At 63.7% G+C, this 24,574-nt stretch carries 15 protein-coding genes; 9 read left to right on the top strand and 6 right to left on the bottom strand.

The annotated features are described in order from the left end of the window. Positions 1-68: 68 nt before the first annotated feature. Positions 69-1,022, bottom strand: coding sequence for a transglutaminase-like cysteine peptidase (locus AC3CB8_RS14745; protein WP_023794574.1), 954 nt, complete (start codon positions 1,020-1,022; stop codon positions 69-71). 323 nt (positions 1,023-1,345) lie between these two features. On the opposite strand from AC3CB8_RS14745, the gene AC3CB8_RS14740 reads away from it, so the two are divergent. From AC3CB8_RS14740 to AC3CB8_RS14715, 6 genes are all read left to right on the top strand, one after another. Then, positions 1,346-10,615 (top strand): DUF5801 repeats-in-toxin domain-containing protein, encoded by a 9,270-nt coding sequence (locus AC3CB8_RS14740; RefSeq protein ID WP_488377317.1) that lies wholly within the window; start codon positions 1,346-1,348, stop codon positions 10,613-10,615. Positions 10,616-10,687: 72 nt separating this feature from the next. Beyond that, a complete protein-coding gene (locus AC3CB8_RS14735; protein ID WP_023783518.1) occupies positions 10,688-11,056 on the top strand; it encodes a hypothetical protein in 369 nt (122 codons plus the stop codon). A 29-nt stretch (positions 11,057-11,085) separates the two neighbouring features. Next, complete coding sequence (locus AC3CB8_RS14730) at positions 11,086-12,288, top strand: type 1 periplasmic-binding domain-containing protein (RefSeq protein WP_023794577.1); 1,203 nt, start codon at positions 11,086-11,088, stop codon at positions 12,286-12,288. A gap of 46 nt (positions 12,289-12,334) precedes the next feature. Then, positions 12,335-12,997 carry a thermonuclease family protein gene (locus tag AC3CB8_RS14725; protein ID WP_084056239.1) on the top strand — a complete coding sequence of 221 codons (663 nt, stop codon included), beginning with the start codon at positions 12,335-12,337 and terminating at the stop codon, positions 12,995-12,997. Between the two features lie 120 nt (positions 12,998-13,117). Next, positions 13,118-13,897: a GGDEF domain-containing protein gene (locus tag AC3CB8_RS14720; protein ID WP_352596855.1), complete on the top strand. Its 780-nt coding sequence runs from the start codon at positions 13,118-13,120 to the stop codon at positions 13,895-13,897. A gap of 235 nt (positions 13,898-14,132) precedes the next feature. Then, complete coding sequence (locus AC3CB8_RS14715) at positions 14,133-14,501, top strand: VanZ family protein (RefSeq protein WP_023772897.1); 369 nt, start codon at positions 14,133-14,135, stop codon at positions 14,499-14,501. Positions 14,502-14,706: 205 nt separating this feature from the next. Here AC3CB8_RS14715 and smc read toward each other — a convergent pair whose 3' ends face one another. The 3 genes from smc to AC3CB8_RS14700 all read right to left on the bottom strand — a co-directional run bounded on the left by smc (position 14,707) and on the right by AC3CB8_RS14700 (position 19,799). Then, a complete protein-coding gene (smc, locus tag AC3CB8_RS14710) occupies positions 14,707-18,165 on the bottom strand; it encodes a chromosome segregation protein SMC (protein ID WP_352596853.1) in 3,459 nt (1,152 codons plus the stop codon). A 123-nt stretch (positions 18,166-18,288) separates the two neighbouring features. Further along, complete coding sequence (locus AC3CB8_RS14705; protein ID WP_352596851.1) at positions 18,289-19,032, bottom strand: DsbA family protein; 744 nt, start codon at positions 19,030-19,032, stop codon at positions 18,289-18,291. Between the two features lie 266 nt (positions 19,033-19,298). Next, positions 19,299-19,799, bottom strand: coding sequence for a DUF721 domain-containing protein (locus AC3CB8_RS14700; protein ID WP_352548447.1), 501 nt, complete (start codon positions 19,797-19,799; stop codon positions 19,299-19,301). A 54-nt stretch (positions 19,800-19,853) separates the two neighbouring features. Here AC3CB8_RS14700 and mutY point away from each other — a divergent pair, with 54 nt between their 5' ends. Together mutY and AC3CB8_RS14690 are read left to right on the top strand one after the other, a co-directional pair. Then, positions 19,854-21,008 (top strand): A/G-specific adenine glycosylase, encoded by a 1,155-nt coding sequence (gene mutY / locus AC3CB8_RS14695; RefSeq protein ID WP_051407648.1) that lies wholly within the window; start codon positions 19,854-19,856, stop codon positions 21,006-21,008. Beyond that, a complete protein-coding gene (locus AC3CB8_RS14690) occupies positions 21,001-21,612 on the top strand; it encodes an HAD family hydrolase (RefSeq protein WP_352596849.1) in 612 nt (203 codons plus the stop codon). The genes mutY and AC3CB8_RS14690 overlap by 8 nt, the downstream gene beginning before the upstream one ends. Positions 21,613-21,676: 64 nt before the next feature. Here the strand turns inward: AC3CB8_RS14690 and AC3CB8_RS14685 are convergent, their stop codons facing one another. After that, positions 21,677-22,810, bottom strand: a complete 1,134-nt coding sequence (locus AC3CB8_RS14685) for a site-specific DNA-methyltransferase (protein ID WP_023772903.1) — start codon at positions 22,808-22,810, stop codon at positions 21,677-21,679. A gap of 179 nt (positions 22,811-22,989) precedes the next feature. Here AC3CB8_RS14685 and AC3CB8_RS14680 point away from each other — a divergent pair, with 179 nt between their 5' ends. Next, positions 22,990-23,679 (top strand): HAD family hydrolase, encoded by a 690-nt coding sequence (locus AC3CB8_RS14680; RefSeq protein ID WP_023772904.1) that lies wholly within the window; start codon positions 22,990-22,992, stop codon positions 23,677-23,679. A gap of 42 nt (positions 23,680-23,721) precedes the next feature. On the opposite strand, the gene AC3CB8_RS14675 is transcribed toward AC3CB8_RS14680, so the two are convergent. Beyond that, positions 23,722-24,453: a hypothetical protein gene (locus AC3CB8_RS14675; protein WP_352566488.1), complete on the bottom strand. Its 732-nt coding sequence runs from the start codon at positions 24,451-24,453 to the stop codon at positions 23,722-23,724. Positions 24,454-24,574 lie beyond the last annotated feature (121 nt).

Raw genomic sequence — 24,574 nt, 5'->3', positions numbered from 1 at the left:
CACCAAGGGACCTTTCCCGCAATTCTTCCGCCATTCAACCAGCACAAGAAAGCCGGTGAGCGGGCCCCTTACTTGACTTCCGTCTGGACGCCTTCCCCAGGGGCGACGGTTGCGAAACCGCCCTTGACATCGGCCATCTGGGCGTCCCCCGACTTGGAGCCGTGAATCCAGGCCCGGTCGGTGCTGAACGAGTACAGTGGCTGATAATTCGGAAGGGCGCTGTCCTTGAGCACCGTATCGTTGAGACTGTCGAGAATGTAAGCGCCGCTTGCGGTGCTGACCGAAAGCACGGCGTGGAAGAAGCCTCGCTTGCGGTCCTGCAGAACGACGAGCGACATGCTGCGTGCCGGAATGCCGGCCCTCAGCAACGCCGTCATCTTGAGGATGGCGAAGTCCTCGCAGTCGCCGGCACGATTGGCGAGGATCTCCGAAGGCTTCGCCCAGTAGTCGAGCTTGCCGTAAACGACGCTGTCCTTCTTATAGGCGATCAGGTGGTTGATGCCGCTGTCGATGAACGATAGTTTTTCGACGAACCCCTTGCCTTGGGCGGCCGAGACCATGGCCGTGAAAGCTGGGCTCTCGTGGTCACAGGGGCTGCCCGCGGTGCAAGCGGTTATGGCTCGGTAGACCGGTGCCCAACGCGCCGAAACGGGAAAATTGCGCATGGACAGCGCAACCGACCCGAAAACGCCCGGAATGATCGACGCAGTCTTAATCGGGTCGATACCCCCGCCTTCGTGAGCCATCGAGGTGCTGGACCCGTCTTGCGCGAAAACGGGACTGTAGCCATTGAGGACAAGGCTGATCCGGTGGGGGGTGGCCGGCTGCCAGGGCTGGTATCTTTGCAGCGAAATGCCGCCGAGGCCAAGCGGCGCCTGGACCACTCCAAGCAGTGCTGTTTCGGGCATGAAATTCCTGATGACGGGCCCGGCAAGGGCTGGCTGCGCCGAGCCGGCTATCCCCACCGCCAGCAGAAGCAGCTTGAGCTTGCTCTTCCCCGGAGCATTCTTTTGTTTTTTCATGACGCCCACCTTTGACTGTGGACGCTACCAATTTTGTCTCAAATTACTGGAAAGGAAGATGGATAAGTTTCCCACGAATTCACGTTGCTTATTTTAGTAAAATTTTACGTGTATTTATACTTCTATTTACCAAGTTTTCTGCGCCGCCGGTGGCGAAGCGTTATGCTTACCAGATAACATATAACTGATTATATGTTCACAGTTTACCAAGCGTAAAAAAAGTCATCGAAGGCATATCCAAATATATAGAATGGATTGGCGGACCGTTGCAAATTCACGCCGCCGCCTGTCTCTATCCGGGAAATGCCGGAGGGGTTTAAGCTATGACGAACAGTATTGAATTGGACAACCTTTCGAACTCGTGGGACGAGCATTCCGTCTCCAACGATCATCACGACCTGACAGCGCTGACCCAGGTGGTGGCGCAAGCCGCGCCCGCCGAGCAAGCGGCGGCACCGGCTCAAACAGCGCCGGCCGCGGCCGAGCCTGTGCCGGTCGATGTCGGTGGCGGCGCGCCAGCGGCAGCTCCGCCAGCGGCAAACGCCCCGCACGAATATGTCGCGGACGCAAGCAACGTCGTCAAACTTCCCGCCAATGTCTCGATCGACAACATCAAGGTCGACGGCCACAACCTCGTGCTCGAGCAGGCGGACGGCTCGGTCATCGTCATCAAGGACGGTGCCCTGCATGTGCCGACCTTCATCATAGGCGAAGTCGAAGTACCGCGCGTGGCCCTGATCGCAGCGCTGGAAGCGAGCCATGTCGATGTCGCCTTCGGCGCGGACGGCTCGATATCGGCCGGCGGCAGCACGACCTCGAGCGCCGGCGGGAATTTCTCGGTTCCCCCCGGCGGTATTGGTGACGGGTTCGGCCTGTCGGCACTGTTGCCGCCGACGGCTCTCCAATTTGGGCTTCTGGACCGGCGCGAACTTTTCCCGTCTGTCGTCGACCGGCCGGTTTCAGTGGTGGCCACGTCCTTGCTTGCCCCGGACGAGGCGGCCAGCGAAACCGGTCTTAACGGTGGTCCGTCACAATCGCCGGGTAGCGACGCGCCGAGTAACGCGGAAACCTCCGGCAAAGGAACGATCACCGTCGACGCGCCGGATGGTATCGGGTCGATCGTTATCAACGGCGTCACCGTTACCGGCGTCGGCCAGCAGATTCCGGGCGATTTCGGCTACCTGACGATCGTCTCCTACAATCCGAGCACGGGTGCTATCGAATATAATTACACAGTGACTGAATCGGTCACTCATCCCCTACAGGGGGACGGTTTCAATCCCAACGACACGGTTCCGGACAATTTCAGCATCACCGTCACGGACGTCGACGGCGATACGGCCAGCACCAACTTTGCCGTCGCCATCGTCGACGACGTGCCGACGGCGGTTGCCGACACCGACAGCGTCGCCTCAGGCCAGTTTGGCCCGGCGACGGGCAATGTCCTTGTCGGCGGTACGGACGCTGTCGACGCGAACACCACGGACGGTGTTGCCGACACCAAGGGCGCCGACGGCGCGACAGTGGTTGGCGTCCAGGCTGGTAACACCAATGCCGCTGTCGACAATGCAGCCACGCTCGGCGTCGAAATTCAGGGCGCCTACGGAAAGCTGACGCTGGCCGCCGACGGCACCTACAGCTACGTTCGCGATGCCGGCACGCCCGGCGGCGTCAACGACGTCTTCACCTACACCATTAAGGACGGCGACGGCGACACCTCGCAGACCACTCTGACCATCGGCATCGGCGATTCCGCCCCGCACATCGATACGGTCCCCGCAACCGGTGACGCCGACACGACGGTCTACGAGGCGGGCCTTACGGCACGCCCCGGCGAGCCGGCGGGCTCGCATGCGGGCGAAGCGCCATATCCCACAACGGTTTCGGGCGCCATTGACATCAGCTCGCCGGACGGAGTGTCGGCGGTCTCCCTGCAGGGCGTTACGATTACGGGCACCAGTGCAGCCACCGCAACGACGGTCATCTCCAACTCCACGGGGACGCTCACGGCGTGGTACGAGGCCACGACTCCGACTGCGGGACACATTCACTACACTTACGCGCTGCTGGACGATACCGGCGACACCAGCAACACCACGATCCCTGTCTCGATCGGCGTGACGGACACCGACCCCAGCAACCCCGAATCCGCTACAGGCACGCTGACCATCACCGTGGTCGACGACGTGCCAACGGCGCACGCTGATACGGATGCGGCGCAGTCGGGCCAGACGGTGGCCGGCAACGTGATTACGGATGCTGAAGCCAACGGCGACAATGGCGCGGACACTGCGGGTGCCGACGGTATTGCCTCGATCGCCTGGGCGGGTGCGGCGGGCAGCACGGTGACGGGCACGTATGGCGTGCTAACGGTCGGCACGGACGGCGCCTATAGCTATCATGCCAATCCGAACGTGTCGGGCATCGACGTATTCAACTACACGGTCACCGACGGCGATGGCGACACCTCGCCCTCGACGCTGACGATCACAGTGGCGAGCGGCGAGCCGCAACCGGTAGCGGCAACGCAGACGGTCAACGAGGCGGCGCTGGACACCAGCACGACCGGCGACGACATCAACCACGGCACGGTGACAGGCTCGAATCCGTCGAGCACGGCCGAGACAGTGACGGGGGCGCTGACGCTCGGCGATCCCGATAGCCCGCATGTGACCAACGTCACCGGCGCCACCTCATCGGCGGTCGACGGCAGCCCGGTGACCGTGCAGGGCACCTATGGCGTGCTGCAGATCGACCAAGACGGCCACTATACCTACACGCTGACGACGCCCTTCACGACGACGCCGGCCACCGACAACGGCGCCGAGACGGAATTCGGCAAGGACGTGTTCACCTACACAGTGACCGACAGCTTCGGCAACAGCTCGACCTCAACCATCACTATTGACATCGTTGACGATGTGCCGACGATCTCGGCGCCGGGCGCCAGCGCCTCGCTGACGGTCGACGAGACCATCCTGGCCACGAATGCGACGGCGAGCTTCGCCAGTGCCTTCACCTCCAGCTACGGCGCCGATGGCGCCGGCACCATCACCTACGCGCTGGGCTTCACTGCCGGCGCAACGGGGCTGGTCGACACGGCAAGCGGCCAGGCGGTGGTGCTGAGCCTCGAGGCTGGCCAGGTGGTCGGCCGTGCGGGCATCGGCGGTGTGATCGTGTTCACGGTCACCACCGACGCGGCGGGCAATGTGACGCTCGACCAGGTGCGGGCGGTCGTCCATCCGACGACGGACCCGAACGAGCCGGTCAGCCTGTCGGCGGACAATCTCGTGACGCTGACGGCAACCATCACCGACAAGGACGGCGACAGCTCCTCGGCCCTACTCAACATCGGCCAGAACCTGACCTTCCTCGATGACGGTCCGACGATCTCGGCGCCGGGCGCCAGCGCCTCGCTGACGGTCGACGAGACCATCCTGGCCACGAATGCGACGGCGAGCTTCGCCAGTGCCTTCACCTCCAGCTACGGCGCCGATGGCGCCGGCACCATCACCTACGCGCTGGGCTTCACTGCCGGCGCAACGGGGCTGGTCGACACGGCAAGCGGCCAGGCGGTGGTGCTGAGCCTCGAGGCTGGCCAGGTGGTCGGCCGTGCGGGCATCGGCGGTGTGATCGTGTTCACGGTCACCACCGACGCGGCGGGCAATGTGACGCTCGACCAGGTGCGGGCGGTCGTCCATCCGACGACGGACCCGAACGAGCCGGTCAGCCTGTCGGCGGACAATCTCGTGACGCTGACGGCAACCATCACCGACAAGGACGGCGACAGCTCCTCGGCCCTACTCAACATCGGCCAGAACCTGACCTTCCTCGATGACGGTCCGACGATCTCGGCGCCGGGCGCCAGCGCCTCGCTGACGGTCGACGAGACCATCCTGGCCACGAATGCGACGGCGAGCTTCGCCAGTGCCTTCACCTCCAGCTACGGCGCCGATGGCGCCGGCACCATCACCTACGCGCTGGGCTTCACTGCCGGCGCAACGGGGCTGGTCGACACGGCAAGCGGCCAGGCGGTGGTGCTGAGCCTCGAGGCTGGCCAGGTGGTCGGCCGTGCGGGCATCGGCGGTGTGATCGTGTTCACGGTCACCACCGACGCGGCGGGCAATGTGACGCTCGACCAGGTGCGGGCGGTCGTCCATCCGACGACGGACCCGAACGAGCCGGTCAGCCTGTCGGCGGACAATCTCGTGACGCTGACGGCAACCATCACCGACAAGGACGGCGACAGCTCCTCGGCCCTACTCAACATCGGCCAGAACCTGACCTTCCTCGATGACGGTCCGACGATCTCGGCGCCGGGCGCCAGCGCCTCGCTGACGGTCGACGAGACCATCCTGGCCACGAATGCGACGGCGAGCTTCGCCAGTGCCTTCACCTCCAGCTATGGCGCCGATGGCGCCGGCACCATCACCTACGCGCTGGGCTTCACTGCCGGCGCAACGGGGCTGGTCGACACGGCAAGCGGCCAGGCGGTGGTGCTGAGCCTCGAGGCTGGCCAGGTGGTCGGCCGTGCGGGCATCGGCGGTGTGATCGTGTTCACGGTCACCACCGACGCGGCGGGCAATGTGACGCTCGACCAGGTGCGGGCGGTCGTCCATCCGACGACGGACCCGAACGAGCCGGTCAGCCTGTCGGCGGACAATCTCGTGACGCTGACGGCAACCATCACCGACAAGGACGGCGACAGCTCCTCGGCCCTACTCAACATCGGCCAGAACCTGACCTTCCTCGATGACGGTCCGACGATCTCGGCGCCGGGCGCCAGCGCCTCGCTGACGGTCGACGAGACCATCCTGGCCACGAATGCGACGGCGAGCTTCGCCAGTGCCTTCACCTCCAGCTACGGCGCCGATGGCGCCGGCACCATCACCTACGCGCTGGGCTTCACTGCCGGCGCAACGGGGCTGGTCGACACGGCAAGCGGCCAGGCGGTGGTGCTGAGCCTCGAGGCTGGCCAGGTGGTCGGCCGTGCGGGCATCGGCGGTGTGATCGTGTTCACGGTCACCACCGACGCGGCGGGCAATGTGACGCTCGACCAGGTGCGGGCGGTCGTCCATCCGACGACGGACCCGAACGAGCCGGTCAGCCTGTCGGCGGACAATCTCGTGACGCTGACGGCAACCATCACCGACAAGGACGGCGACAGCTCCTCGGCCCTACTCAACATCGGCCAGAACCTGACCTTCCTCGATGACGGTCCGACGATCTCGGCGCCGGGCGCCAGCGCCTCGCTGACGGTCGACGAGACCATCCTGGCCACGAATGCGACGGCGAGCTTCGCCAGTGCCTTCACCTCCAGCTACGGCGCCGATGGCGCCGGCACCATCACCTACGCGCTGGGCTTCACTGCCGGCGCAACGGGGCTGGTCGACACGGCAAGCGGCCAGGCGGTGGTGCTGAGCCTCGAGGCTGGCCAGGTGGTCGGCCGTGCGGGCATCGGCGGTGTGATCGTGTTCACGGTCACCACCGACGCGGCGGGCAATGTGACGCTCGACCAGGTGCGGGCGGTCGTCCATCCGACGACGGACCCGAACGAGCCGGTCAGCCTGTCGGCGGACAATCTCGTGACGCTGACGGCAACCATCACCGACAAGGACGGCGACAGCTCCTCGGCCCTACTCAACATCGGCCAGAACCTGACCTTCCTCGATGACGGTCCGACGATCTCGGCGCCGGGCGCCAGCGCCTCGCTGACGGTCGACGAGACCATCCTGGCCACGAATGCGACGGCGAGCTTCGCCAGTGCCTTCACCTCCAGCTACGGCGCCGATGGCGCCGGCACCATCACCTACGCGCTGGGCTTCACTGCCGGCGCAACGGGGCTGGTCGACACGGCAAGCGGCCAGGCGGTGGTGCTGAGCCTCGAGGCTGGCCAGGTGGTCGGCCGTGCGGGCATCGGCGGTGTGATCGTGTTCACGGTCACCACCGACGCGGCGGGCAATGTGACGCTCGACCAGGTGCGGGCGGTCGTCCATCCGACGACGGACCCGAACGAGCCGGTCAGCCTGTCGGCGGACAATCTCGTGACGCTGACGGCAACCATCACCGACAAGGACGGCGACAGCTCCTCGGCCCTACTCAACATCGGCCAGAACCTGACCTTCCTCGATGACGGTCCGACGATCTCGGCGCCGGGCGCCAGCGCCTCGCTGACGGTCGACGAGACCATCCTGGCCACGAATGCGACGGCGAGCTTCGCCAGTGCCTTCACCTCCAGCTACGGCGCCGATGGCGCCGGCACCATCACCTACGCGCTGGGCTTCACTGCCGGCGCAACGGGGCTGGTCGACACGGCAAGCGGCCAGGCGGTGGTGCTGAGCCTCGAGGCTGGCCAGGTGGTCGGCCGTGCGGGCATCGGCGGTGTGATCGTGTTCACGGTCACCACCGACGCGGCGGGCAATGTGACGCTCGACCAGGTGCGGGCGGTCGTCCATCCGACGACGGACCCGAACGAGCCGGTCAGCCTGTCGGCGGACAATCTCGTGACGCTGACGGCAACCATCACCGACAAGGACGGCGACAGCTCCTCGGCCCTACTCAACATCGGCCAGAACCTGACCTTCCTCGATGACGGTCCGACGATCTCGGCGCCGGGCGCCAGCGCCTCGCTGACGGTCGACGAGACCATCCTGGCCACGAATGCGACGGCGAGCTTCGCCAGTGCCTTCACCTCCAGCTACGGCGCCGATGGCGCCGGCACCATCACCTACGCGCTGGGCTTCACTGCCGGCGCAACGGGGCTGGTCGACACGGCAAGCGGCCAGGCGGTGGTGCTGAGCCTCGAGGCTGGCCAGGTGGTCGGCCGTGCGGGCATCGGCGGTGTGATCGTGTTCACGGTCACCACCGACGCGGCGGGCAATGTGACGCTCGACCAGGTGCGGGCGGTCGTCCATCCGACGACGGACCCGAACGAGCCGGTCAGCCTGTCGGCGGACAATCTCGTGACGCTGACGGCAACCATCACCGACAAGGACGGCGACAGCTCCTCGGCCCTACTCAACATCGGCCAGAACCTGACCTTCCTCGATGACGGTCCGACGATCTCGGCGCCGGGCGCCAGCGCCTCGCTGACGGTCGACGAGACCATCCTGGCCACGAATGCGACGGCGAGCTTCGCCAGTGCCTTCACCTCCAGCTACGGCGCCGATGGCGCCGGCACCATCACCTACGCGCTGGGCTTCACTGCCGGCGCAACGGGGCTGGTCGACACGGCAAGCGGCCAGGCGGTGGTGCTGAGCCTCGAGGCTGGCCAGGTGGTCGGCCGTGCGGGCATCGGCGGTGTGATCGTGTTCACGGTCACCACCGACGCGGCGGGCAATGTGACGCTCGACCAGGTGCGGGCGGTCGTCCATCCGACGACGGACCCGAACGAGCCGGTCAGCCTGTCGGCGGACAATCTCGTGACGCTGACGGCAACCATCACCGACAAGGACGGCGACAGCTCCTCGGCCCTACTCAACATCGGCCAGAACCTGACCTTCCTCGATGACGGTCCGACGATCTCGGCGCCGGGCGCCAGCGCCTCGCTGACGGTCGACGAGACCATCCTGGCCACGAATGCGACGGCGAGCTTCGCCAGTGCCTTCACCTCCAGCTACGGCGCCGATGGCGCCGGCACCATCACCTACGCGCTGGGCTTCACTGCCGGCGCAACGGGGCTGGTCGACACGGCAAGCGGCCAGGCGGTGGTGCTGAGCCTCGAGGCTGGCCAGGTGGTCGGCCGTGCGGGCATCGGCGGTGTGATCGTGTTCACGGTCACCACCGACGCGGCGGGCAATGTGACGCTCGACCAGGTGCGGGCGGTCGTCCATCCGACGACGGACCCGAACGAGCCGGTCAGCCTGTCGGCGGACAATCTCGTGACGCTGACGGCAACCATCACCGACAAGGACGGCGACAGCTCCTCGGCCCTACTCAACATCGGCCAGAACCTGACCTTCCTCGATGACGGTCCGACGGCGATAGTCCCGGCCTCCGCGGTTGTGGCAAACGGAGCAGGAGCGCCTGTCTCGTTCGACCTCGATATCGACGGGATACTTACCAACAACTACGGCGCTGATGGCGGAACAGTCATCTTCCCGACGTCGCTCGAGGGCACGGCAAGCGGACTGACCTCCAACGGCATTTCGATTGTGTATGACGTCTCAGCAGACGGCCACACACTCACGGGTCTGGCCGGCGCCACATCCGTGTTTGTCATTACGCTCAACCCGGCGACCGCTTCCTACTCCGTCGATATGAACGGAACTGTGGACAGCATAACCACTGTCGATTTCAACGGAGGTGGCTATGATTTCGTTGGCGGCAACGGGGCCTGGGCAGGCTTCAATACGGCGGCCAACGACGACAGCAAGGATCTGCTGCTTACGCCGATAGAAAGCGGTGTCAGCTCCGGAACTTTGAACACTAATGCGAATGAGGGCGGTGTCAGCGGCGGCAATTCGGTTGGGTCAGGTGAGAAAATGCGCCTTGACTTCGTCGTAGACTTGACCGGCAACCCTCCGAACGGCAGCTACTCGTCGCCCTCGACCCATCTCTTCGAAGGACATTATACTACGAACGGCGCGTCGGCGAAGTTCACCGGTATCTCATCTCAGTCCGCGGCTCGCTTCGCCGCCTTCGACGATCCGGATGGTGTCGGGAACGTAACGGTTGGCGACGGCGTCCAGGATTCCGTTACCGCGGTTGCATTGAGCTACAACGGCGAGACCAAGCTGGTGACGTTCGCCGACATCAGCACCACGACGACGAACGTCACGGTTGGCGGTCACGTATTTACCGTGCATTTCGTCGACGGTGCCGCTCCTGGACTTCAATACGAGGCAGTCGTCGGATCAATCCTGCAGAACACCTCAATAGCTACGTACACGGCAAATGGGTACAACAGTCTCCAGATTGGCTACGAGTCGGGTGACACGTTCAAACTCGGAGATTTTGGCGCAGCAGCGTCGACAAACAGTCCGGTGAGCTTCGCTCTTCCGGTTAGTGTTGTCGATGGCGATAACGACACAGCTGCGGGCACCATCGGCATCACGTTGAGCCCGACGGGACAAACCATCCAGAATCACTCATCAGATCTGGCCGGTGACTCTCACTTGTATACTTCGACGCTGGCGGCGCCTCATATCATCGGGTCGGATTTCAACGACACGCTGAACGGCGACGGCGCCAACAACGTGCTCTATGGCGGCGCCGGCAACGATTCGATCAACGGCAATGCCGGCAACGACCTTCTGATCGGCGGCGCCGGCCAGGACACCATGACCGGCGGCACGGGCGCCGACACATTCAAGCTCGACGGGTTGGACATCAAGGACCTGATCGCGGACTACAGTGGTGCGCAAGGCGACAAGATCGACCTGTCATCCCTGTTTGAAACAGGACCAGGGGCAAATATCGGGGACTTCGTGAAATACGATTCGGCATCACACACGCTCAGCGTCGACGCCAATGGTACAACCGGCGGCGCCAATTTCGTCGACGTCGCCGTCTTGCAGAACGCACCTGTCGCCGGCACCATCAATCTGATTTACGACGACACGGCCCACACACAGCACACGGCAACGATTTAGCACTTATACGTGGCCGTTCTCTCGTGCTACATATTAGCGAAACATAAAACGGTAATTTGGAGAGGGGCTTACATGAAGATTGGTTCAAGATTGCTGATTTCGGCCACGGCGCTGCTGTTGGCTGGATCGACCGGCTTTGCCGCCGACATCATCGAGGGACCCGTGGCCGACTATTGTCGCACCGTTGGAACCTCCAACCTCGTGCTGACCGACAACACGGTCGACCTCACGAGACAGGTCGTCAAGCTGATGGACGAGTCGGTCGCCGTCGCCAACAGCCCGGAATGGATCCATTCATCCCGGCCGGTCTTCGTCTGGGCATCGGAAGCCAAGGTCGCCTGTGGCATGGCTTACGGCTACCTGAAGACGAACTACAAGGACGAAGACACGCTCAACAAGTGCGAGTGTTTTCACGACCGTATGGTCGAGTACATGAACTGACCGCAGGAGCGAAAGCGCGCAGGCAGAAAATGGAATCTGACCGACAGGTTCGCCGCCCGCGGACATGGGTGGTCGCTTCCGCACTGGCGCTATCGTTGCTCGGCTGCCAATCCAAAGGCTCGGTGTCGGACGCGCTCGACCCCGCTGCCATCCAGGTCGCCGACCAGCCGGCTGCTGTTGTTGCCGTGGCAAACGCAAGCCAGGCGACGCAGTCCCTCGGCACTGGACCCACGAAAGTCGCCATGCTGCTGCCGCTGTCCGCTTCCGGATCCGCGGGCGAAAACGGCAGAAAGATGCTCGACGCCGCCAAGCTCGCCATGACGGACCTCGGTAACCCGCTGCTGACGCTTACCGTCGAGGACACAAGGGGAGACGCGGCTTACTCCCAGCAACTGGCGGTAAAGGCCATAACTTCGGGAGCGAAAGTGGTCATCGGTCCGACCGAACTGCCAGCGGCGCAGCATGTCGCGAAACTGTCGGGCTCAAACCGGCCGGTGGTTCTGGCTCTCGCGGACAATTTTGCCGGCGGCCCCGGCGTCTATGCGGTATGCCTTGGCGAGGCGGACAGCGCCGCGGCAGGCGCCGGCGCAATCGCGGCCAAGGGCGGCAAGAAATTCGTCCTGCTGGTGCCGGCGGGCGCGGGTGCCGATATCGTCGAAAAACGGGTCGCCAACAGCCTCAGCGTGTACGGCGCCGCACTTGCGATCACCATCCCCTATACCAGCGCCGACGGCGCGGCAAAGGCGGTCGCGGACATGGGCTCGCTCGTGGACGCCCCCGACACCGTGATCGTCGCCAGTGGCGACAGCAATCCATCGCCAATCCTGATCGCCCTGAAGGCAAAGGGCATTCCTGGAAAATCAACCTCCGTGGTTGGCACGAACCGCTGGCTGGAGCACCCGACCAGTCCGCTTTTCGAAGGCGCCTATATCGCGACGATCGACCAACATGAAACAGGCCCCATTTCGGAACGTTTCAAGGCAAGCTTCAACTACCAGGCCGACGTCAATGTCGCTTATGCCTATGATATGGTCGCGCTGACCGCGGGCATCGCAAGCGCTGCCGGACCCAACGGTTTCAACAGGCAGGTCTTCGAGAACCCGAATGGCTTTCGCGGATCGACCGGCTTGTTCAGGTTCCGCGCGGATGGATCCAGCGAACGCTCGATGCCGTTTTACCGGATTGAAAAAGGTGCGCTCAAACTGGTTGCCAAATCGACGTCCAGCTTCTAGCGCATTGGGCGCGGGCGGCCCGATGGGTCATCGGGGGCGCGTCCGCATGATGATCGGGCTCGCTGGCCTCGAACTTCTCGTCGGCATCCTGCTGCTGGTCAAGGCAGCGACCCTGTTCCCCGTCGACCGAAGCCTCACCGACCCAGCCCCTGATGTCGGCGATGACGTCGCGCGACGTCCGGCTCGAACGATCGTCAACTCAGCCCGCAAGATTGCCGAGGATCTCATCGCACCTCCGCAGATCGAGGGATCTGAGATGGAGCGGGTGGAACCTCGTTTGCCGCTTGGCGATCTCGGCCTCGCAACGCGCCCCAAGTCATCGATGCCCAGGGACTGGCGGGAAACACTGCTGTACCATCCAGTGGCTACGTCGTCGGCTGGTTTCGACTCCATGGGGCGTAAACTGTTCATCAGCGGAACCCGGGGCGTCCAGACCGACAGGGTCTGCCTGTTTCACGAGAGCGCGTGGCCTTGCGGACAGCGGGCCTACGCGGCTTTCAGCAACTGGATGCGCGGGCGAGCGCTGAACTGTTTCGTGCCTCCGGTGGTCGACCGCTTCCCTGTCGCGGCGACATGCAAGCTGGGCAAACAGGATGTCGGCGCCTGGCTGGTATCGAATGGCTGGGCGTTGGCCTTGCCGAACGGCATCTATGGCAAGGCCGAAGCAACAGCGAGGGCGGCGGAGATGGGAATCTTCGGCCCACCATAGGCGACAGCACCGGATTCGCCGCAAGGGGCCGCATCCTCCGTTCAGAACCTTGGCTATCTACCCGACGTGTCAAATTGTATTGTTCTTCGAAACCGAAATCGTAACTTGCCGGTCTTATGCTTGGCGCTCGAACGGAGATCGACGATGAGCAATGCAGCAGCTGATGTCCCGGCCCATCACGAATGGAAGACCATTGCCTGGCTGGCAATTCTTGGAACCGTCGGCAGCCTGTGCGTGTCCCTGATCCTGAACTATCTGCTGTTGTTCAGCGAGACGCTGACGCCTTTCGGGCGCGGCATGATCACCGCAACGCTTTTGCCTGTGGTGATCTGCCTGCCGCTGTTTGTGTTCATAGGCCTGAAACTGGCCGAGATCCGTCGTTATCGGCGGGAACTCAACCGGGCCGCGACCTTCGACACGCTGACCGGTTGCCTGAATGGGAGGGTCTTCACGTCGCTGATCGAGAGACGGGCGATCAGGTCTTCCCCACAAGGCGAGAGATCGGGCGCCTTCCTGGTCATTCATCCTGAACACCTGAACGCCATCAACTTGCGCTTCGGCCTGAACTGGGGCGACGAGGCCTTGCGTCTGATCGCTTCAACCATCCGGTCTTGCGTGCGTTCGCAAGACGTCGTCGGTCGCATAGGCGCCTCCATGTTCGGTGTGTTCCTTCCCGGAACGGATGAGGCCGACGCCAGGACGGTGGGCGAGCGTATCCGTGCCACTGTCTCGCAGGTTTATTTCGCCCCTCAGGGAGCCGAGGAGATTCTGGCCGTGTCCGTCGGGGGCGTGGTTTTCGAGCAGGACCTGGACTTCGAGGATATGTTCCGGCCGGCCGAAGAGAGCTTGTCGGGCAAAGGCGGTTTTGGACTGTCGCGTATCCAACGCGCTTCAATGTGACGACCCCGCACCATTCCGTCCCAATAGGCGGAAAGGCGTGCCATGCCCGGCAAACGGGCGGGCACGCCTTGGGATCCCTAGTTATCGGGAGACGGGCTCGTTGCTTTTCAAAGCCGGCTTATGCAATCGTGGCCGTGGACGCCAGCCTGCCACTGACACCCGACATTGGCACCTGACCAATATCTCCGGACCCGACCTCGATGGCTGTGTATCGACGGAATACTGTTGGAGCAGAATGAAATTTTACTCGGCCGCCGAGCGCATTGCCTTTATCGCCACGCTCATTGCGGTCTTGGTGCTCGCGTTGCTGCCGATATCTCGCCTCGACGAATTCGGCATCGACATCGGCTTCCACTACGACAAGGCCAACCACGCGAGCGCCTTCGCGATCCTGGCATTTCTGGGAAGTCTGGGCTGGCCCGGCCGCAAGACGAGGCTGATCATCTTCCTCGCCCTGGTTGGAGCCGCGATCGAAATCCTCCAGGGCACGTCGCTGATAGAGCGTGATTTCGACGTGTTCGACTGGATCGCCGACTGCGTCGGCGTGGCTTGCGGACTGCTGGCGGCGATCTGCGCGAACTGGATTACGCGACGCATGTATTAGCAAATCAACAAGTTGGCGCTGAAGGTAAAGGTCTAGCGCGAACTGTATGATCGCGAGCGGGATCGTCGCGTGCCTGTGCTGAAGATGAGTCTGCTCTATTTCGTCTGGGCCTCGGCCAAACACCATTCCCACAGACGCGATCAGAAAACTAAGCGGTCCGCCGATGACGGCCGGAAGCTTCAACTCGCGATAGCGGTCGGACGCGTCAACTCGCCTCGCGCATCGCCTCTGCCGCCTGCAAATCGACAGAGACAAGCTGGCTGACGCCCTGCTCGGCCATGGTCACGCCGAACAGCCGGTCCATGCGGGCCATGGTGATGGGATTGTGGGTGATGATGACGAAACGCGTCTCGGTGGTCTTGGCCATCTCGTCCATGAGGTTGCAGAAGCGCTCGACATTGTGATCATCGAGCGGCGCATCTACTTCGTCGAGCACGCAGATCGGTGCCGGGTTGGTCAGGAAGACGGCGAAGATCAGCGACATCGCCGTCAGCGCCTGCTCTCCGCCCGACAGCAGCGTCATTGTCTGCGGCTTCTTGCCGGGCGGTCGGGCAAGAATCTCCAAGCCCGCCTCCAGCGGATCCTCGGATTCGATCAGCTGCAATTCCGCCGTGCCGCCACCGAACAGATGCGAGAACAGTCGCTGAAAGTGGCCGTTGACGACATCGAAGGCGGCCAGCAGCCGTTCGCGGCCCTCACGATTGAGGTTCTGGATCGCTTGCCTGAGCTTGCGGATCGCTTCGATAATGTCCTCGCGCTCGGAAACGATCGCCTCCAGGCGCTCGGAAAGCTCCCTCTGCTCTTCCTCGGCGCGCAGATTGACGGCGCCGAGCCGCTCGCGCTCGACCTTCAGCCGATCCAACTGGCGCTCGATCTCGGGCATTTCGGGCATCGGATCGTCGGCTTCCAGGCCGGTGTGGCGGATGACCAGATGCGGCGGCGTGTTCAACGTTTCCTGGATGCGCGCCTCGATCTCCAGCCGGCGTTCGTCGGCCGCCGTCAGCCGTTCCTCGGCGCGGGCGCGGGTTTCGCGCGCTTCGGCCAGCGACTGGATGGCTGATGTGGCCGCCTTGTCCAGTTCGGCCTGCCTGTTCTCCGCCTCCTGCAACCGGTCCGCTGCCGCCTTGCGCAAGGTTTCGGCCTCGGTGAGCTGCGACAGCAGCGCACGCCGCTTGGCGTCGATCTCGTCAGGCGCATCGGCCAGCCGTTCGCGCTCGGCCTCGGCCTCTGCCTTGCGTTCGGCGAGCGATGCGATCTGCGTCGAGGCGTTTTCGGCGCGCACCAGCCAGTTGCTGCGTTCGGCACCTATGGCATCAAGCCGGCGTGTGCGTGCCTCGGCTTCTCGCCGCAAGCCCTCATGGACGGCGCGCGCATCGGCAAGCGCGGCGCGGTCGCGCGAGACATTGGCCGAGGACTGTTCGAGCTGGAATTGCAGGTCGCCGAGATCGGGCGCGTCCTGCAGCAGCATCTTAGCCTCGACGAAAGCCGCTGACGTCTCCTCATGGCTGTCGACGATGCGGGCGCGCGCCTCGTCCAGCGCGGCACGCCGACTCGATAGTTCACCGCCGGCCCTTTCGGCGTCGGCCAGCACATTGCGAGCGGCGTCCAGCCGATGCTGGGCCTCACGTCCCGCCTGGCGCGTGTTCCGTTCGGCTTCGCTTGCCTGGCGGAGCGCCTGCTCGGCTTGCGCTAGCGCTTCCTCGGCTTGGCGCAGCACAAGCGTCGCCTGCACCGCTTCGGCATCGAGTTCGGCAAGCCGGTTCTTCTGTGCCAGCCTTTGTGCCGCGGCGGTCGGTGCATCGGCGCTGGCGGTCAGTCCGTCCCAGCGCCACAGCGCACCCTGGCGGCTGACCAGGCGCTGGCCTGGAGCCAGAAGCCCCTGCAACCGGCGACCGTCAGTGGCCTCGACGATGCCAATCTGCGCAAGACGTCGGGCTAGTTGCGCCGGCGCGCTAACCACGCTGGCAAGGCTCTTGATCCCTTCCGGAAGCGCGGCATCGCCGGGCTGGATTTCGCTTTCGCCCCAATGCGCCGGTGCGCTGCGGTCGAGCGGCACGTCAAGGTCTTCACCAAGGGCGGCCCCCAGCGCCGTCTCGAAGCCACGCTCGACGCTGATCTGCTCCAGCACCGAAGGGAAGAGGTCGCCACTGGCCGCGTTCAGGATCTTGGCCAGCGTGCGCGCTTCGGTCTCGATCCGCGCGAGCTCGGCCTTGGCGTCCTGAAGCGGCGGGCGGGCAGCGCTTTCAGCGCCACGGCCGTCGGTGACCGACTGTTCAGCCTGCTCCACCGCTGCCTCGGACTCCTCCAGCAACGCCATCGCCTGCTCGACCAGAACCTGCTTCTCGGCCGGATCCGGTAAGCCGGCGACCTTGGAGAGGATGTCCGATAATTCGCGGTCGACGTCACCGAGTTGGCGGGAGAACCGGTCACGCCGCTCCGCGGTTTCGCGCAAAGTCCGTTCGATCTGGTGGCGCGAGGCGGCGGCCTCGGCGCGCTCGGCGGTCAGCGCGGCAAGCTTGGCCTCGCTTTGAGCAAGCGTCGAGGCGGCCTGTTCGAACACCGCGCGGGTGGTGGCCTCGCGCTCGGCGGCGCCGGCGTTTTCGGAATTCAGCGCGGCCTCTTCCGCACGCAGGCGCTCGAGAACGTCGGCATTGTCGCGCACCATCCGTTCTTCGCGGGCAATGTCGCCGTCGAGCTGCTGCAGCCGGCGTTCGAGTTCGGCCTGCCGGTTGCGGATACGGCCAGCTTCTTCCTCGATCTGCGACCTGGCGATCGACAGGCGCTGGAAAGCCGCGGCAGCCGCGGCTTCCGCGTCGCGCAGGTCAGGCAAGCGATGGGCGGAGATGCCTTGCTCCTTGGCCGCGTTCATCTGCGTGGCGGCGCGCTCGCCGACGAGCGCCGTGGCCGTAGCCAGCGCCGAACGCGCCTCGCCTTCCTGTGTCTTGGCCAGCGTCCAGCGCAGGTGCAAGAGCGTTGCTTCCGCCTTGCGGATGTCGGCCGACAGGTTCTTGAAGCGCGACGCCTGGCGCGCCTGGCGCTTGAGGCTTTCGATCTGGCTTTCCAGCTCGCCTACGACATCGTCCAGCCGTTCGAGGTTCTGCTCGGCCGCCTTAAGCCGCAGTTCCGCCTCGTGGCGACGGGTGTGCAGGCCGGAAATACCGGCGGCTTCTTCGAGCAAGGCGCGACGGGCCTGCGGCTTGGCCTGGATCAGCTCGCCGATACGGCCTTGCCCGACCATCGAGGGCGAGCGCGCGCCGGTCGACTGGTCCGCGAACAGAAGCTGCACGTCCTTGGCGCGCGCTTCCTTGCCGTTGATGCGGTAGAGCGAGCCCGCCTCGCGCTCGATGCGGCGCGACACCTGCAGTTCGTCGGCATCGTTGAAGGCGGATGGAGCCGAGCGGTCGCTGTTGTCAAGGAAAAGCGTGACTTCGGCGGTGTTGCGGGCGGGACGGGTTCCCGAGCCGGAAAAGATGACGTCGTCCATGCCGGACGCGCGCATGTTCTTGTAGGAGCTTTCGCCCATCACCCAGCGTAGCGCCTCGACCAGGTTCGACTTGCCGCAGCCGTTCGGCCCGACAATGCCGGTCAGGCCGCGTTCGATGACGAACTCGCCGGGTTCGACGAAGGACTTGAAACCAAGGAGGCGGAGGCGCGAAAACTTCATTCGCGCGCCTCATACACCGGTTCGGCAAGAGTGTACCGAGGTTTTGCGATACGGCGCGGAGCGTGCGAACGGATAAAGAGGCAAGCAGCGCCGGAGCGCTGCCGCTTCAGCACTGAGCCGATGTCAGAGCAGAGGGTCGATGATGGCCGACATTTCCTCAATCGACATCGCCCCTTTGTAGGTCTTACCGTTGATGAAGAAGGTCGGCGTCGAGTCGACCTTGAATTCATTGGCGCCACGCTTCTGGACCGATCTCACATCGTCCAGAAGTTTCTGGTCCGTCAAGCAGGCCTCGAAGGACTCCTGTGTAAAACCGGCAAGCTTGGAAATTTGCAGGAGCGCTTCCTTGGTGTTCGACACGCCGACCCAGTTCGCCTGCTGCCTGAACAGCACGTCGACCATCGGGAAATAATTATCCTTGGCGCAACGCGCCAGCATGAAACCGGCTTCGGCGCTCGGATCGAATGGGAATTCGCGCAGGATGTAGCGCGCCTTGCCGGTATCGATGTACTTAGTCTTCAAATCCGGAAAGGTGGTCTCGGCGAAATGCGCGCAGTGCGGGCAAGTCATCGAGGCGTATTCGACGATGGTGACCTTGGCGTCATCCTTGCCGAGCTGCTTGTCGGGCAGCGCGCCCGGCTTCATCAGTTCGGTCATGTCGACGTTGCCCTGCGCTTCCGGCACCTGGATCGCGGCGGGCGTGGCCGGCTTTGCGGGCGTTGCGGGGTTCGCGGGTTTGACGTCCGCAGCCTTCGCCTCTTCGCCGGAATCACTGCAGGCGGCGAGCAGGGCCACCGCCGGGATCGCGGCCAGCGACGTCAGGACGTTTCTGCGAGAGAAGCTTTGGCCAAACGGGGGACGGCTCATACGAATCACCTGATTAGGGTTGGATTTTGCAATGCAAAGGCACGAAAAGGCGAGAGTTGGCGCGAATTAAGGCATACCTGTCCCCAATCCAATCGCGAAACCTGACAAGCGCGATCACGAATGCGCGAGATTAACGACAAACCTATGACCGTTTCCAGTTAGAACCAAGGGTTGTCTCCATTTGGGCCGACCGGGGCGGCTGTAACCGTTCCACTTCGCCCTTGGCCAGACGGCCCTGGGATCGTCCCCAGTGTCATTGCAGCCGTCTAGGCTTTCCTTGCGCCCAGAATGGTCGCGCCCAGCCGTTCCAACGAGGCGCGCAGCCCGTCATCCTCGATCAGCCCGACAGTATCGGACAATTTCGCCTTTTCGGCCGCGCTTAACGCCCTGAGGGCGGGTTTGGGCCGGGCTCTTCCCGAGCTTATCGGCTTCTGCACGATCCTGATGCGACCTATCGCCCTGAAACCCAGGAAGGCGTTCACCCGGTTTATGATCTCGCCGGTCTCGTGCTGCAGATGAAGCGCGGCCATGCCTTCGCAGGCGATGACCAGTACGGCCGGCTCGAACGGATCATCCTCGTGCAGGCGGCGCGGCCACTGGATTTTTTCGGGCCGCGAGTGGATGGCCAGGCGCGGTCCGGCAATCTCTTCCCATGACTGGACCAGACCGATCGAGATGCCTGCCCGCTTGCGCAGCACCGGGTCGAGGATGTCGGTGGCGAGATCGCTCACCGGAACGGGATTGCCGAAGCGCCTTTTCCCTGCCATGTGCGTTCTCCAGCCACGACCCAGCAGATACCGGCCAGGCCAACGCAAAGATCAATGGCACCAGCAGACCAGACCCGCAAGGCCCATACCAGCAAGGCCCAGACCAGCAAGGCCATCTCGAATGATACGGCGTTGCGCCTGCTCGCCTGGTATGACTCGCATCATCGCGATTTGCCGTGGCGCGTGACACCGCGCGAGCATGCGCGCGGTGTGCGGCCCGACCCCTACCGTATCTGGTTGTCCGAGGTGATGCTGCAGCAGACCACCGTCGAGGCGGTGAAATCGTATTTCCTTGCCTTTATCGAGAAATGGCCCGATGTCGAAGCGCTGGCCGCGGCGCCGACGGAGGATGTAATGAAAGCCTGGGCGGGGCTCGGCTACTACTCCCGCGCCCGCAACCTCAAGGCCTGCGCCGATCTGGTGGCGGCGCGCGGCGGCCGGTTTCCAGACACCGAAACCGGACTTCGAGAATTGCCGGGGATCGGCGCCTATACATCGGCGGCAATAACGGCCATCGCCTTCGACCGCCACGCCGCCGTTGTCGACGGCAATGTCGAACGCGTAATCTCACGGCTGTTTTCGATCACGACGCCGCTCAGCGAAGCCAAGGCCGAGATACGGGTTCATGTCGAGCGCATGGTGCCGGCGACAAGGCCCGGCGACTTCGCCCAGGCCATGATGGATCTCGGCGCCACGATCTGCACGCCGCGCCGGCCGCGCTGCATGCTGTGCCCGTTGCGCGAGGACTGCAGCGCCGTTGTTTCAGGAGATCCCGAGAATTTCCCTGTGCGGCCGCCAAAGGCCGAAAAGCCGTTGCGGCGCGGCGCTGCTTTCGTTGCCATGGGTGACGACGGTGCCATTCTTTTGCGCAAGCGGCCTGAGAAAGGGCTGCTCGGCGGCATGACGGAAGTGCCGACCACCGCCTGGACAGCTCGGGTGGACGGAGCGACCACAGAGGCGGCAGCGCCCTTTCCCGGGGACTGGCGGCGCGCCGGGACAGTCGCGCATGTGTTCACCCATTTCACGCTCGAACTCGAAGTCTTTCGCGCTCACATCGAAGGTGATGCCCCGGCAGGACATTTCTGGTCGCCCGCCCATGAGATTTCAGGCGAGGCGCTGCCCACCGTCATGAAAAAGGCAATCGAGGCTGCGATACCCGGCGCGACGAAAAAACCGTCGCCATTGAGTGCGAAGAGGCCCCATGACTGAAATCCGCCACATCGTGTTCGACATCGGCAAGGTGCTGATCCATTACGATCCGACCATTCCGTTCAGCCGCCTCATTCCCGACGACGAAGAGAGAAAGTGGTTCTTCGACAATATCTGCACGCATGACTGGAACATAGAGCAGGATCGCGGCCGGACGTGGGAAGAGGCCGAAGCGCTGTTGATCGCTGCGCACCCCGAGCACGCCGAAAACATCCGCAATTTCCGCCGCCACTGGCACGAGATGGTGCCGCATGCCCATGACGACAGTGTCGCCATCATGCTCGGCCTGATCGACAGCGGCCACGATGTGACGATGCTGACCAACTTTGCTTCCGACACGCTGGCCGAAGCGCGCGAACGTTTCGATTTTCTCGGCCGTCCGCGCGGCATCACCATCTCGGGCGAGATCGGCAAGATCAAACCGGATCGTGGCATTTACGATCACCACGTGGCCGCGTTCGGCCTCGACCCGTCGGCGACGCTGTTCATCGACGACAGCCAGAAAAATGTCGACGGCGCCAAGGCCGCGGGCTGGCAAGCGGTGCTGTTCACCGATGCCAGCACGCTTAAAGCAGACCTTGAGCGATTGGGGATCAGGGCGTGATCTCCATCGCTTGCGGCGACCCGTTGAGACCTTGAATCAGCAAATATGAGGCAGGCTGCAGGGCTCAGCCACCTGCCCTTTCCATGCCGAGCCGAGCGATGCGGCGCAGTTCGTCGATGGGGGTAAGCCCGCCACTGCGCTCATAATGCCAGAAGGTCCAGCCGTTGCAGGCGTCCAGTCCCTGCACCTCGGCGCCGATCTTGTGGATCGAGCCGGCGCTGTCGCCGATCGCGACGGTCCCATCGGCGCGAACCCTGGCGGCCCAGCGCTTCTTGGCGTCATAGAGCGTGGCGCCGGGCGTCATCAGCCCGGTGTCGATCAGGCTGACGAAGGCGACGCGCGGCTCGGCTCGCTTGCCGGTAAGCACGGTGAGATCCGCTTCGTCGAGTGGCCGCACGGCATCGATGCGCTCATTGGCGGCGTCGATATAGGCCTGCTCGCGCTCGATGCCGACGAAGTGACGACCGAGGCGCTTGGCAACCGCGCCTGTCGTGCCGGAGCCGAAGAACGGGTCGAGCACGACGTCCCCCGGCTTGGTCGAGGCCATCATGATGCGGGCAAGCAGCGCCTCGGGCTTTTGGGTCGGATGCAGCTTGTCGCCATTTTCGTTCTTCAGGCGCTCGCCGCCGGTGCAGATCGGGAACAGCCAGTCGGAGCGCATCTGGATGTCATCGTTCGACGCCTTCAGCGCTTCGTAGTTGAAGGTATAGCCCTTGCCCTTCTGGTCACGCGAAGCCCAGATCATCGTCTCATGCGCGTTCTGGAAGCGGCGGCCACGAAAATTCGGCATCGGATTGGTCTTGCGCCAGACCACGTCGTTGAGAATCCAGAAGCCGAGATCCTGCATCTTGGCGCCGACGCGGAAGATGTTGTGATAGGAGCCAATGACCCAGATGGTGCCGTGGGGCTTCAGCACGCGGCGTGCCGCCAGCAGCCAGGCGCGGGTGAAGGCGTCATAGGCTTCGAAGCTCTCGAACTGGTCCCAGTCGTCGTCGACCGCATCGACCTTGGACTGGTCGGGACGGTGCAGGTCGCCGTCGAGCTGAAGATTGTAGGGCGGATCGGCGAAGATAGTGTCGATCGACTTTTCCGGCAGGCGGTCGAGCGCCGCGACGCAGTCGCCTTTCAGGATCGTGTCCAGCCATTCGGATTGCTGGGGAGCGTGGGAGAGCTCGTCGAGAAGACGCACGGCTGACATTTTTTACACCCAAGGCACGCGTTACTGTTTACTGCCCGTTATGGTTACCGATCAGCGTAAATATTCGGTGAAGCTTTATCGATGCCGTGGAGGAGTTTGCGAAGCCGTGTCCATTGGTGTATGCCGCGCCGCTTGGGCCCTGAGCGGCCATTCCTCCACCCTCCCTCGTCCGGATCACCATGCCCCAGCCAGACCTTGTCATCTTCGATTGCGACGGCGTGCTCGTCGATTCCGAAATCATCGCCGCGCGGGTCGAAGCGGAACTGATAACCCTGGCCGGATACGAAATCTCGGCGGAGGAGATTGCCGAGACCTATGCCGGCCTGACCTTCAAGGACATACTGATACGAATCGAGGAGAAGTCCAAAATCCCGTTCCAGGTGTCGCTGATCGATCGCGCCGAGGAACTGGTCGACCGCAAACTGCGCAGCGACGTGCGCGCCATCGAAGGCGTTCGCGAAGCGGTCGCCTCGGTCACGTCGCAACGCTGCATCTGCTCCAACTCACGTTCGGAGCGGATCGAGTTCATGCTAGAGAAAGTGCATCTGTTGCCGTTCTTCGCCGGCCGCATCTTCTCGGCGATGGAAACGCCGACCGGAAAGACCAAGCCGTCTCCAGACGTGTTCCTACATGCCGCCGAAAAGCTCGACGCCAACCCAGCGAACACCTTCGTCATCGAGGATTCCGTGCACGGCGTCACCGGCGCCAAGGCCGCCGGCATGCGCGTGATCGGTTTTACGGGCGCCAGCCACAGCTATCCCGGCCATGCCGATGCCTTGACAGAGGCCGGCGCCGAGACGGTGATCCGCCGCTGGGCGGAACTGAAGAGCGTCATTGCCGCTCTATCGGAGTGGTCGGCGGATGCCTGAGATGCATGCGTCCGACCGGACGCACGCTAGGTCGACAGCCGCCTAGTTCGTCGCGACCGTCTTCTTCCTGTGGGTCTTCTTCCTCGGCTTGTCGGTCGTGGCCTTCGGCGCGGTTTCGTCGTAACCGGCATAGGCCTGGTAGTCGGGCGCCGTCGGCGCCGGGACGACGACGTTGGAATCGGTGAAGACAAACTGGGTCGCGACCGAGGGATCGGTTACCTGAACCTGATACTGGTGGATCTGCGAATAAAGCACGTCGGTGCCGTGCATGACCGCGGTGCGGATCGGCATGGTGATGGTGCCGGGCGTGAACTTCGGTCCTGGGACGATCTTGCCGGCCACCGCGATCTTCATCGTCAGTTGTCCGTCGGCACGGCTGCAATCGCGGGTCACGTCGCTGATCGACGCCTGATAAATGATCCTCGCCGAATCGTCGGGCGGCGTAGAAGCAGCAGCTTCGGCGGCGGCCTGAGCCGCGGCATCCGCAGCGGCATCGCCGGTCTTCTTAAGCTTCGGCTTGGGCTTCTTGACCTCGTTGACATAGGTATTGAAGAAGGCCGTGCCGTCGCGCACCGTCACCCTTGGGCAATAGGCGTTCAGCTGGCTGGCCAACACCTTGGGGTCCTGGGGCGGCGGTGGCGCCGTCGGATCCTTCTTGCCGAAACCGAGGTTCAGGATGCCATTGTCGCCTGATTGGCAGCCCGCGGCGGCAAGCATAAAGCCCGTGAGCGCAAGACCCGCCAAAAAGCGACCACTTGATATACGAAACGCCATGAAACCGCACTTCCCTCTCGCAAAGCTGGTGACGTATATCAACCGCGCGGCAAAAATGCGACTAGAGCCGGTGCAGAAATTAACCAACTTGTGGTGAACGGACAAACAGGCGGCAAACGGA

The sequence above is a fragment of the Mesorhizobium sp. P160927 genome, assembly GCF_057766385.1.
Note: the sequence above shows the minus strand (reverse complement) of the source record. Positions and strands in the feature narration are given on the sequence as shown.